General features: G+C 70.9%; 10 protein-coding genes and 1 pseudogene. 2 read left to right on the forward strand and 9 right to left on the reverse strand.

What is annotated here, in order from left to right; genetic code table 11:
- Nucleotides 1-64: 64 nt before the first annotated feature.
- Nucleotides 65-631 (reverse strand): WHG domain-containing protein, encoded by a 567-nt coding sequence (locus AB0M43_RS17545; protein ID WP_363725723.1) that lies wholly within the window; start codon nt 629-631, stop codon nt 65-67.
- The gene (locus AB0M43_RS17550; protein WP_363725724.1) at nt 624-1,424 is read right to left on the reverse strand and encodes an alpha/beta hydrolase; all 801 of its coding nucleotides are present in this window, start codon (nt 1,422-1,424) and stop codon (nt 624-626) included. The genes AB0M43_RS17545 and AB0M43_RS17550 overlap by 8 nt, the downstream gene beginning before the upstream one ends.
- Before the next feature lie 227 nt (nt 1,425-1,651).
- Here AB0M43_RS17550 and AB0M43_RS17555 point away from each other — a divergent pair, with 227 nt between their 5' ends.
- Entirely contained in the window at nt 1,652-1,954 is a 303-nt protein-coding gene (locus tag AB0M43_RS17555) for a hypothetical protein (protein WP_363725726.1), read from the forward strand.
- 198 nt (nt 1,955-2,152) lie between these two features.
- Here the strand turns inward: AB0M43_RS17555 and AB0M43_RS17560 are convergent, their stop codons facing one another.
- Nucleotides 2,153-2,464, reverse strand: coding sequence for a hypothetical protein (locus AB0M43_RS17560; protein ID WP_363725728.1), 312 nt, complete (start codon nt 2,462-2,464; stop codon nt 2,153-2,155).
- 79 nt (nt 2,465-2,543) lie between these two features.
- On the reverse strand, nt 2,544-3,536 hold the full coding sequence (locus AB0M43_RS17565; RefSeq protein ID WP_363725730.1) for an ABC transporter permease: 993 nt from the start codon (nt 3,534-3,536) through the stop codon (nt 2,544-2,546).
- A 107-nt stretch (nt 3,537-3,643) separates the two neighbouring features.
- On the opposite strand from AB0M43_RS17565, the gene AB0M43_RS17570 reads away from it, so the two are divergent.
- The gene (locus AB0M43_RS17570; RefSeq protein ID WP_363725732.1) at nt 3,644-4,063 is read left to right on the forward strand and encodes an ASCH domain-containing protein; all 420 of its coding nucleotides are present in this window, start codon (nt 3,644-3,646) and stop codon (nt 4,061-4,063) included.
- Here the strand turns inward: AB0M43_RS17570 and AB0M43_RS17575 are convergent.
- The 5 genes and pseudogenes from AB0M43_RS17575 to AB0M43_RS17595 all read right to left on the reverse strand — a co-directional run.
- On the reverse strand, nt 4,060-4,554 hold the full coding sequence (locus AB0M43_RS17575; protein ID WP_363725734.1) for a MarR family winged helix-turn-helix transcriptional regulator: 495 nt from the start codon (nt 4,552-4,554) through the stop codon (nt 4,060-4,062). The two genes, AB0M43_RS17570 and AB0M43_RS17575, sit on opposite strands and share 4 nt — an antisense overlap.
- An 81-nt stretch (nt 4,555-4,635) precedes the next feature.
- The gene (locus tag AB0M43_RS17580) at nt 4,636-7,266 is read right to left on the reverse strand and encodes a right-handed parallel beta-helix repeat-containing protein (protein ID WP_363725736.1); all 2,631 of its coding nucleotides are present in this window, start codon (nt 7,264-7,266) and stop codon (nt 4,636-4,638) included.
- Nucleotides 7,267-7,352: 86 nt separating this feature from the next.
- Nucleotides 7,353-9,962, reverse strand: coding sequence for a right-handed parallel beta-helix repeat-containing protein (locus AB0M43_RS17585; protein ID WP_363725737.1), 2,610 nt, complete (start codon nt 9,960-9,962; stop codon nt 7,353-7,355).
- Between the two features lie 215 nt (nt 9,963-10,177).
- Nucleotides 10,178-10,792, reverse strand: coding sequence for a hypothetical protein (locus AB0M43_RS17590; protein WP_363725739.1), 615 nt, complete (start codon nt 10,790-10,792; stop codon nt 10,178-10,180).
- A gap of 296 nt (nt 10,793-11,088) precedes the next feature.
- Nucleotides 11,089-11,193, reverse strand: a pseudogene (locus AB0M43_RS17595) (peptide-methionine (S)-S-oxide reductase); the annotation flags it as partial.
- Between the last annotated feature and the right edge of the window lie 81 nt (nt 11,194-11,274).

The following is an 11,274-nucleotide window of genomic DNA, read 5'->3' on the forward strand; positions in this document are numbered from 1 at the left end:
GGCCCGCCACTGTGCTGTCCGGCCCCGGTATTCCACCGGCCATGATGTTCAGGGCACTGCCCGTTCAGCGCCTGAGCCCCGCCTCCACGGCCGCGACGAGCCGCCCGTACGTCTCGTCGAGGCTGTCGGGCAGGCCGAAGCCCCCGGCCAGCTCCAGCGACACGAACCCGTGCAGCATGCTGCGGACGATCCGGGCGGCGTGCACCCGGTCCGAGTCGGGCACCCCGTACGTGGCGAGCAGGGCGAACATCGGGGCCAGGGCGCGCCCGGCGGCCTCGTCGAGCCGGGGGTCGGCGCGCAGGCTGGCGGCGTACCGGCCGGGGTGGGCCACGGCGTACCTCCGGTAGGCGTGGGCGATGGTGGCCAGGTCGGGGGCGTCGGCCAGGGCGTCGGCCAGGTCCAGTACCCCCCGGAGTGCGATCTGGAACTGCAGTTCCGGCAGGCCGTTGACGTGCCGGTACAGCGAGGGGGAACGGACCCCGAGCCGGTCGGCGAGGACGGCGAGGGTGAGGTTGTGCAGCCCGATCTCGTCGGCCAGGTCGGCGGCGGCGGCGATGACGCTCGCGGTGGTCAGGCCGGCCTTGCGCCCGAGCCGGGACTCGGACACCGGGGGGCTCGTGGGCTCAGACACCGGCGAGCTCCCGGATCGCGGCGACGACCTGCGCGGGCGCCTGGGCGTGCGGGTGGTGGCCGGCGCCCTCGACCATGACGAGCCGCCCGCCCAGGGTCTCGGCCACCCAGGAGGCCTCGGCGGCCGGGTCCGGGAAGTCGGGGTCGGCGGTGCCCATCACGACCGTGGTCGGCGCGGTGACCCGGGGGAGGAGGCTCTCGGCCTCGGCGTGCGTCATGTCGCAAATGTAGGCCTTGGCCACCGCGCCCCGGCCGGGCTGGGCCAGGTTCGCGGCGAGCCGGGCGCGCTCCTGGTCGAAGTCGGCGGGCTTCACCCCCGGGTACATCTGGACGTAGTGGCTCTTCCACAGTGCCCCGGCCACACCCGGGATCCGGGCCGCGGCCCTGACCAGCGTCATCGCCAGGCCGCCCTTCGCGTCGCGGACGAACGGGCTGAGCAGCACGATCCCCGCGACCAGCTCGGGAGCGGTGGCCGCCGCGACCACGGCCGCGCCCGCCCCGGAGGAGCAGCCGACGACCAGCGCCGGGCCCGCGCCGAGGTGCCGGATGAGCGCCGGCAGGTCGTGCCCGGTGGGGCCGCTGCCGTACGCCGGCCAGGTCACGCTCGCCTCGCCCATGCCCCGGATGTCGACCGTGACCACCCGGAAACCGGCGGCGACCAGCAGCGGGGTGGTGTGCCGGAACTCCGAGCGCAGCCCGATCATGGCCGGCACGCACACCACGAGGGGGCCTTCGCCCTGGTCATCGTAGGAGAGGCGTCCGTCGGGCAGGTCGAGGAACTTCGTCGTCGTCATAGCTAATGAGCTTAGCTAAGCATGTTAGCAACGTCAAGCCGGGACCAATTTGAAAATCGCACAGCTTGTCCGATGACAGTGAGGCATGGAGAAATAACGTTGTGTCCGGAGGTTCTTCCAGAGGGTCACCACCCGATGGGGGGAGTTAGAAGATGGTCACCGTCGATCTGGCCGAGGAAACTCCGGCGGACGTCACGGACCCTCTGTTATGGCGCGACGCTCAGTTCATGCTCCGACGGCACTCGCGGCCCGACGAGCGCGGACTGTGCGTGTGGTGCGGCCGAGCCTGGTCCTGCGCCCCGCGCCGCCTCGCGGAACGTGCGGCTGCGGCTGCCCGCAAGCCGTGGCGCGAGGCCTGGACGGCCCGGCACGACATCGCCGGCATGCGCGCCCTGCCCGAGTGGCGGAGCGAGGAGCCGGCTGAGGAGAGGGGGCACCTGCCAGCTGTGACCGGAGTGATCACCAGTAGCGGTACCAACAGGCGGGACACGTTCACCGGCAGGGACCGCCGGCCGAGTCCACGCTTCTGACCCGAACCACCCTGTGACGCCGATCGCGCAGCATCGCTCCCCGAACCGCGCGCGACGCCCGACCCGTCGGTTCGCCCAGTCGCTCACCCGAGCGCGGCGCGTCTCCCCCCGACCTCGTGGCGACTCCCACGGCGAGCAGGGTAGAGAGAGCTGGGGCCCGGAGACGTCAGTCTCCGGGCCCCAGCCAGCAGTTCCTGGTTACGCGGCGCCCCACGGGTTGCCCGAGTAGTCGGCGACGCCGTCGGAGTTCGTGTCCACGTTGGCCTTGTCGAACGTGCCGTCGCTGTTCTGGTCCCACGCCTCGACGTCGTGCGTGCCGTCGTGGTCCGTGTCGGCCGCGACGTAGTCGAACTGGCCGTCGCCGTCGGTGTCGGAGGCCTCGTAGTCGGCGACGCCGTCGTGGTTGGTGTCGATGAGGACGTCGCTGGTGCCGTCCGCGTGCTGGTCGTACTGGACGTTGTCCGCGTGGCCGTCGCCGTCGACATCCGCCTCGTAGAACTCCGTGCTCATCTTTCCTCCGTCTGTCCGTGTGATCAACACTGTAGAAGGCCGTGGCAAGATCGCGTATCCACACTTCGTGCCACCCGGGTCAGCCGGTGCGCACCCGGGGATCGAGGACGGAGTACACCAGGTCGGTCGCCAGGTTCACCAGAACCACGAACACCGCCCCGATGAGTACGACGGCCATGATGACCGGCAGGTTCTGCTGGTCGGCGGCGGTCACCGCGAGCCGGCCCAGTCCGTTCATCCCGAACACGGCCTCCGCGATGACGAAACCGCCGAGCGTGCCGCCCAACTGGATGCCCAGCAGGGTGAGGATCGGGCTGAGGCCCGCGCGCAACACGTGCCGCACGCTGATCGTCCTGGACCTCACCCCCTTGGCCCGGGCGGTGCGGACGAAGTCCTCGGGGAGGAGCTCGACCATCTCGCTGCGGGCCAGCCGGGCGAAGATGGCCGCGTTGAGCAGGCCCAGGGTGAGCCACGGCAGGAACATCCCGGCGAACCAGCGGCCCGGGCTGACCATGGGGCTGACGTACTCGGCGCGGGGCAGCCAGCCGAGCTGGTACACGAACACGCCCTGCAGGAGCAGGCCCAGGAAGAAGCTCTGCGTGGACGCGCCGACCAGGGTGAAGCCGATCGAGAACTTGTCGATCCAGCCGCCCTGGCGCAACGCCGACACCACCCCGAGCCCCACGCCGAGCAGGACGGAGACCACCGCGGTCCCCGCCGCCAGGCTCACGGTGATCGGCAGGCCACGGGCCAGGGTGGCCGACACGGGTTCGTTGGTGCGGAAGTTGAGCCCGAAGCACGGCGCGTCGCACCGGATCGCCTCGGGACCCGTGCCCACGGTCCGGCCGACGAACAGCCCCGACATGTAGTGCGAGTACTGGGTCAGCACCGGCTGGTCGAGCTCCAACCAGTGGTTGATGACGGCGATCCGCTCCGGCGGGCACACCCGCGCCCCGCACATGCCGGCGGCGGGATTGGCCGGGCCGAGAAAGAAGAACGCGAACGTGGTCACCGAGATCGCGAACAAGGTGAGCACCGCGGCGAGCAGTCTCTTGATGACGTACCTGATCACAGGTACCCCCTTCGTCGATGTGTACAGACATCGACACCCGGCGGATACCCCCGGTGCCCGGCGAATTCGGATCGTTATCCCGCAGCCGCTGGTCTAGCGTTCGGGGCATGACCCACGAGGACCTGCCGACCTTCGAGTTCGCCTTCCCCGGCCCGCTCCGCGACCAGCTCGTCGCGGCCGTCCTGTCCGGAGCCAAGACCACCACCAGCGGGCTGGTCGTCGACTACGAGACCGAGGGCGACCCGCTGCCCGAGCCGGGCGAGCGCTCCGTGGTCATCGACTCCGACGCCCGGCCCGTCGCGGTGATCGAGCTGACCGAGGTCCGGATCATCCGGGTCGGCGACTGCGACCTGCGGCACGCGGTCGACGAGGGGGAGGGCTTCGAGACGGTCGCCCAGTGGCGGGCGGACCACGAGATCTTCTGGCACAGCGCCGAGGTGCGCGACGCGCTCGGCGACCCGGACTTCACGATCACCGACGACACCCTGATGGTGGCCCAGCGGTTCCGGCTGGTCAGCGTGCTCTAGGCCGAGGGCCGGGTCTGGGCCGGGGTCCGGGTTCGGGTTCGGGTTCGGGCCGGGGGCTGGGGCTCCGCGCGGCCCGGTGCGAGGGTGCCGAGGACGTGGTGCAGCATGTCGCGCTCCAGCGGCACGAGGCGCGCGGTCAGGTCGGCGTCCACGGCCCGGGCGTGCGCCGTGCAGGCGGCCAGCAGGGTGCGGCCCCTGCGGGTCAGGGTCAGGACCTGGCGGCGGCGGTCGCGCGGGTCGCGTACCCGTTGCAGGGCCTTGAGGGTTTCCAGGTGGTCGGCGAGGGCCACGATCAGACTCGGGGCGACGCCGAGGGTCCTGGCGAGGTCCTGTTGGGAGCGGGGCGCGCCGCCGGCCACGGCCGCCATCAGGTCGGCGTGCCGGGGCTTGAGGCCGAGGACCTCGATCCGGGCGGCGAACTGGTCGGTGACGACGGCCGCCAGGGAGCTGAGCCGGAACGCGACCGTGCTGTCCATTCGGACATTCTTCATAAAACTAAACATACAGGGTCTGAATCATTTAGCCCGGTAGGCGGCTCCGGGGCGGGCGCGCACCCGCCCCGGAGCCACCGGTCAGCGGGTGTAGTAGCCGTAGAGGTCAGCGACCACGTGCACCGTGCCCGGGCCGGTGTTGTGGAACCGGACGGCGGTGTCCACGGGTACGACGACCAGGTTCGGCACCGTCTGCCCGGGACCCCAGTTGAGGTTCGACGCGTTCGGACGCGGCCCCTGGTAGCCGGAGTGCACCGTGAGGAAGCCGTGCGCCGTCGGCCCGGTGACGGTCACGTTGAGCACCACCGCGGTGATCGGCCCCGTCCGCCCGGCCAGCCCCCGCAGATCCAACATGATCTCGCCGTTCGGCGGCACGGGCGTGGTGCCGGCCGTGCCGATCCGCTCCCGGGTGTCGAGCAACCGCTGCGGGGCGTGCGCGTGGAAGGCGTCGCCCACGTCCGTCGTGTGGTACCCGACCAGGTCGGCGACCAGGTGCACCGTACCGGCACCGGTGTTGCGGAAGTCCACCTTGCCGTTGACGACCGGGACGACCACCAGGTTCGGCACCGTCAGCCCCGGGGTCCAGTTCAGGGTCGAGGCGTTCGGCAGCGGCCGCCCGTTCGGGTACACCGTCAGGAAGCCTGCGGCGGTCGGCGCGGTGGCGGTCACGTTCAGGGTGACGGCGGTGACGCCCGTGGCCGGCACCCCCGCGCGACCGGTCACCGGCAGGGTCAGGGTGCCGCCGGGGGCCACCGGCGTGGTCGAGTCGACGCCGGTCCGCTCCCGGGTGTCGAGCACCCGGACCGGGTCCTGCGGCACGAACCTGCTGGCCCTGGCCGCCAGGTGGTAGCCGACCAGGTCCGCGACCACGTGCACCGTGCCCGCGCTGGTGTTGACGTACTCCACCCGGCCGTCGCGCACGCCCACCACGACCAGGTTCGCGACCGTCAGGCCCGGCGTCCAGTTGAGATTCGAGGTCGGGCCCTGCGACCCCACGCCGTACGGCCGCACCGTGAGCACCCCGGGGCCGGTCGGCTCCGTGACCGTGACGTTCATCGTGACCGACGTGACCCCGGTGGCCGGCACGCCGTCGCGGTCCGCGACCCGGAGGGCCAGCGTCTCGCCGGGCCCGAGCGGGACGGTCCGCCCGGCACCGGTCCCCGTCCGGGTGTCGAGGACCCGGACCGGCCCGACCGGGACGTACCCGTCACCGGGCTGGATCGTCGCGGACCACTGGGACCGCAGCCCGGCGCCGTCGGTCACCGTCACCGTGACGGTGTGATTGTCGTCGCGGGCCTCCAGGGTGCGCGAGGCGACCGGGCCGGCCTGCGTCACCGTGACGCCCTCGAAATCGAAGGAGTACGAGACGATCGGAGTCCAGCCCGGCGTCGACTGCCCGGCGTCGGCGGTGACCGTCCGGCCGTCCTCCGAGGCGGACAGCGTGAGCCGGGCCGTCGCCGCCCGCACCTGCTCGGTCGCACCCCGGTCGGCGTACGTGACCGGACCGGCGCCGGAGTTCGCGACCCCGGGGTTGTCCTGCCTGCCGCGACCCAGCTGGTCGACGGCCACGTAACCCGGGGCCGCCGAGTTCGCCGAGTCGACGTTCACCGTGGTGCCGGGGGCGTCGAGGTCGTGGGCGCCCTGGCCGGAGACCGCCCGGAACTCCGCGAGGGTGATCATGTCCTCGGACCACAGGTACGGCAGCGCCCCGTCCGTCGCGCGGACCGTGTTGTAGTCGACGGTGGTACCGGAGACCGCCGCCCCGGTCACCGCCATCCCGACGGTGCCCCCGTCACACCCGTCCCCGGAGACGTCCACGACGTTGTTCTGCACCGTGACGCCACGGGGGGCGCCCCAGACGTGGAAGGCGAGCGAGCAGTCACCCGTGAAGGTGTTGTTGGTGATCGAGGTGCCGGATCCCTGGCTCTCGACCCCCAGGAACGGGTACGACGTCGCCAAGAAGGTGTTCGAGGCCACCACGTTGTCGACGGCGCCGGCCTCGATCCTGACCCCCGCCGAGAATCTGCCCCGGAACGTGTTGCCGAGGACGGAGTTCCGCGAGCCGTACACCCGGACGCCGACGTCGACGTTGTAGTAGCCGGCGAACGACGCGCCGGTGACGGTGACCCCGGTCGTCGCCGCGTCCAGGCTGACGGCCCCGGTGGTGTCCCAGTTGCCGGTCGCCTGGACGTCCCTGACCACGGAGTCCGTCACGGCGGTCAGCCGGACCACCTGGGCCCTCTTCGTCAGGGACTCGATGCCGGCCACCGTGATCCTGGTCGAGTTGGCGACCGCGATCGCCGCGCCGCTGTTCGGGATCACGGTCAGCCCTGCGATCTCGACGTCGTGCTGGCCGTCGACCGTGACCCCCGCGCGGTCGCCCGCCACCCGCGCGCCCGGTTCCCTGCCGTCCTCGACGAACCGGACCGGCTTGCCGGGCGTGCCCGACTTCGTGACCCGCAGCGGCTCGTCGTACGCGCCCCTGATGGTCACGGTCGTGTCCGGCCCGGCCGCGGCCACCCCGGCGGCCAGCGTGCAGAACGGCTGGTCGACGGAGCCGCTACCGGTGTCGGAGCAGGGGCGGTGCAGGCCGGTGTTGTCGACGTGGAGGAGCCTGGCGGAATCCGCGCGGGCCGGGCCGCCGGCGGCGACCAGGCTCGTGGCGGTGGCGAGGGCGGCCATGGTGAGGCCGAGAAACTGGTGTCTGCGCACTGCTGGTCCCCGTGGATAGGTGTCTTCCGGATCAGTTTCGTCGGTGGCGCGGCCGTCCTCGATGGACGACCGCGTCACCGAGGGGGTCAGCCCGTGTAGTAGCCGTACAGGTCGGCGACGACGTGGACCGTGCCCGGGCTGCTGTTGAACAACCGGACCGTGTTGGTACCGCTCGGGACGATCACCAGGTTCGGCACGGTCTGCCCCGGACGCCAGTTCAGGTTGGACGCGTTCGGCCGGACCGGCGCCGTGGCCGGGTACACGGTGAGGAACCCGTACCCCGTCGGCTCGGTGACCGTCACGTTGAGGACCACGCCGCTGATCGGGCCCGCGCTGGGGACCAGCCAGTCGACGCTCAGGTCGATGAAGCTGTTCGGTGCGATCGGCTTCGTGCCACTGCTCCCGACCGCCGCCCGGGTGTCCAGCACCCGGGTCGCCGACGCCGTGTGGAACGCGGCGCCGACCCCGGCCGTGTGGTACCCGACCAGGTCGGCGACCACGTGCACCGTGCCCGGGCTGGTGTTGTGGAACGCGACCTTGCCGTTCACGACGGGCACGACTACCAGGTTGGGGACCGTCAGGCCCGGGGTCCAGTTCAGGCTGGACGCGTTGGGGCGGGGCCTCCCGTCCGGGTACACCGTGAGGAAACCGTGGTTCGTCGGCTCGGTGGCTGTCACGTTCAGGGTGACCGCCGTGACGCCCGCCGGCACGGTGCCGACGCCGGCCACCGGCAGGAGGACGGTGCCGCCGGGGGCGACCGGGGTCCTGCCGGGCGTCTCCCTGGTGTCCAGCACCCGGACCGGACCCGTCGGCCTGAACCTGCTGGCGGTCTCGATCGAGTGGTACCCGACCAGGTCCGCCACCACGTGCACCGTGCCGTCGCTGCGGTTCCGGAAGTCCACCACGCCGTTGACGACCTCGACCACGACCAGGTTCGGCACGGTCTGCCCGGCGACCCAGTTCAGGTTGGACGTCGCGTCCCGCGCCCAGCCGCCCTGCCCCTCCACGGTCAGGAAGCCCGAACTGGTCGGCGCCGTGACCGTCACGTTCATGGTCACGGCGGTCACGCCCGTGGTCGGAACGCCGTTGCCGCCCGTGACCCGGAGACTGGCGACGCCGCCCGGGGCGATCGGGGTCGTGGTGCCCACGCCGATCCGCTCCCGGGTGTCGAGGACGCGGACCGGGCCGAGCGGCGAGTAGCCGTCACCCGGCTGGATGGTCACGGACGTCTCCGAGGTCGTACCGCTGACATCGGTCACGACGACGTTCACCCACAGGTTGCTCCGGCGGCCCCAGAACATGTGCGAGTACGTCGGACCGGCCTGGGTGAACTCGTGGCCGTCGTCGAACCGGAACGTGTACGAGGCGATCGCGGCCCAGCCCGGCGTACTCCCGCCGGCGTCGGCCCTGACCGTCGTGCCACCATCCGGAGTGGACAGCGTGAGCTGGGGATTCGGGCCCCGCACGTCCTCGTACGAGCCCCGGTCGCCGTAGCTGATCGGCCCGACACCCGTGTTCGGGGCCCCGGGATTGTCCTGCTGGCCGTGGTTCCAGTAGTCCCGGGCCGGGAACCCCGGGGCCGCGGAGTTGGCCGAGTCGAGGTTCACCGACGGGCTCGTCGAGTCGGAGTCGTGCGCGCCCTGGCCCGAGGCCGCACGGAACGCCGCGAGGGTCAGGACCGGCGTCGTCCACGCGTACGGCCTGGCCCCGGACGCCGCCGTGACCGTGTTGTAGTCGACCGTCGTGCCGGACACGGCGGCGTCGTACACCCCGATGCCCACGGACCTCGACAGGTCGCAGCCGCCCCCCGCCCGGACGGAGACCGCGTTGTTCTGCACCGACACCCCGGACGAGTTCCCGGAGACCCGGACGAGGGTCAGACACGTACCACTCAGACTGTTGTTCGTGATCGCGGTACCGGTGGCGCCCGCGTTGTCGATCGTCACCGTGTCCCGGAGCATGCTGGTGAAACTGCTGGCGGACACCACGTTGCCCGTCGCACCGGCCCCCAGGAGCACGGCCGCCTTCCTGGCCCCGATCACCTGGCTCCGGGTGATCGTGTTCCCCGACCCGAGCACCTGGATGCCGACATCGTTGCCCGGGGAGTTGGTGAACACCCTGGCGGCGGTGACCGTCACGCCGCTGGTCGCCGCGTCCAGGCTGATGCCCGGCGACGAGAGCCCCTCCACCCGGACGTCCCCCAGCGTGGAGTCGGAGACGGACGTGAACTGCACACCCGGCCCGTCCTGCGACGCGACGGAGATGGTGTTCAACGCGATCCGGGTCGAGTTGCTGACCGTGACGGACGGGCCGCTGTGCGCCTCCGTCCGCAGGTGGCGGATCTCGACATCGTGCTGACCGTCGACCGTGACACCGGCACGCGGGCCGATCAGCCGGCCGGCCCCCCAGATCCGGAACGGCGCTCCTGGGGTACCCGACCGCGTCACCGTGAGCCGCTCGTCGAACGTACCCTCGATCACGAGTTCCCTGCTCCCGGCGGCCCTGGCCATCCCGGCGGCGATGGTGCACACCGGGAACTGGGTGGAGCCGTCGTTGTCGTCGGAGCACGCGAAGTATCCGGTGTTGTCGACGTGGACCACTTCGGGGGCGGCGGCGGCCGGGGTGGCGGTGGCGGTGAGGCCGGTGGCGGTGGCGAGGGTGGCCATGGCTAGGCCGAGGAGGTGGTGTTTGCGCACTGCGTGGTCCCCGTGAATGGTGAGAGGTGTGTAGCGCCCACCATTGTTGATCAGGCCGCCGGACCTGTCGATACCGCAACGGACCGGTGTCGAGCTGTCTCTGGCACGATCTGCCCAGGTCAGGCCTGGTTCATCCGCACCCCGTGGATCCGGCTCCGGGGCTGACGGCGCGGCCGGGTGCCGGCGAGCTGATCGGATCACCGAATGGCGGGGTTCTAGATTCGCTTGGCGCGTTGGTACACGGCGATGGTGACTACACAACTCTTGCGGGAATTCAGGTCCTCCACCAGGATGGTGCCCACATTCCGGCCCCTGCTGGGAGTAACGGAAATGTCGAAGTAGGGTTTCGGGCCCGGCGCACGCTCCAGGCGAACCCATGCCGCCTTCGTGCTCACTCTCCAGTTTCCGCTGTCCCCGTAGATGAAGACCCGTTTCTTTGGTGGCTTTCTTCCCGGCTCGACCTGGCCCAGATTGATGTGGGGTTCCGACACGGAAATACTGGTCCGGCTCGGTGGAGAAGCTCGCACGGCGGCGCGACGCTGCTGCGGGCGGGCGGCCGCGACAGGCCGGGCCGATGGGGCGCGCGCTGGCCTGTGCTGGCGGGATGGCGTGGGCGGGCGGCTGGGTTGATGGGATTTTCGGGGGCGGTTCGGCGAATGCGCTTTCGGCGCTCCGCCGAAGGTGACGAGTGTCAGCACAGCCCCCACGGCAGTGGCGATCTTGCTGGCGGATTCTGTTCCCGCCGGCCCCAGAAGGGCGACTGCCGCCGCGCAAATGGTGAACAGTGTCAGCGTGGGCAGAGCGATCTTTCGGGTATCGCCTTGAGGCATAGGCTCATGATGTCAGTCGATATTGGAGCGCACATCTGGCCGTACGTCCATCAATCGAAGCCTACCGGCTGGTGATTCTGACTTGTCGTGGATATCAATTGCCGTAAATTTCCAAGGTCGATCGCGGTATTCCATCGCCGAATGATGCAGGCCGCAGTCGTGGACGAGCCGATTGGCCGTGGCCCCGCAGCAGTGGGTGGTCACGCGCGGCCTAAAGAAAGGCCCGACACGCGAAGGGCGGCTGAAACACCAGCGCGTGGTGTTCCAGCCGCCCTCGGGTGCGCGTGACCCGTAGGTCAGCCGGTCTTGGCGACCCCGATCGGGCAGCTCAGGCCGTTGGGGCCGTGGTTGCAGTAGCCGCCGGGGTTCTTGGCGTCCGAGAGGTACTGCTGGTGGGAGTGGTGCACGGAATCCCATATCTGTTTGAGAGGTTCGAGCTACACCCGCCATACGGGCCGGAGTAGGTCCGGGTTGAACGGCTT

This window comes from Longispora sp. NPDC051575, from assembly GCF_040681875.1.
GTDB lineage: Bacteria > Actinomycetota > Actinomycetes > Mycobacteriales > Micromonosporaceae > Longispora.

Excerpts from the sequence above, each read along its gene's own strand:
- AB0M43_RS17550 (WP_363725724.1), bottom strand. The coding sequence starts at position 1,424 with ATGACGACGACGAAGTTCCTCGACCTGCCCGACGGACGCCTCTCCTAC.
- AB0M43_RS17555 (WP_363725726.1), top strand. The coding sequence starts at position 1,652 with ATGCTCCGACGGCACTCGCGGCCCGACGAGCGCGGACTGTGCGTGTGG.
- AB0M43_RS17560 (WP_363725728.1), bottom strand. The coding sequence starts at position 2,464 with ATGAGCACGGAGTTCTACGAGGCGGATGTCGACGGCGACGGCCACGCG.
- AB0M43_RS17570 (WP_363725732.1), top strand. The coding sequence starts at position 3,644 with ATGACCCACGAGGACCTGCCGACCTTCGAGTTCGCCTTCCCCGGCCCG.
- AB0M43_RS17575 (WP_363725734.1), bottom strand. The coding sequence starts at position 4,554 with ATGAAGAATGTCCGAATGGACAGCACGGTCGCGTTCCGGCTCAGCTCC.
- AB0M43_RS17590 (WP_363725739.1), bottom strand. The coding sequence starts at position 10,792 with ATGCCTCAAGGCGATACCCGAAAGATCGCTCTGCCCACGCTGACACTG.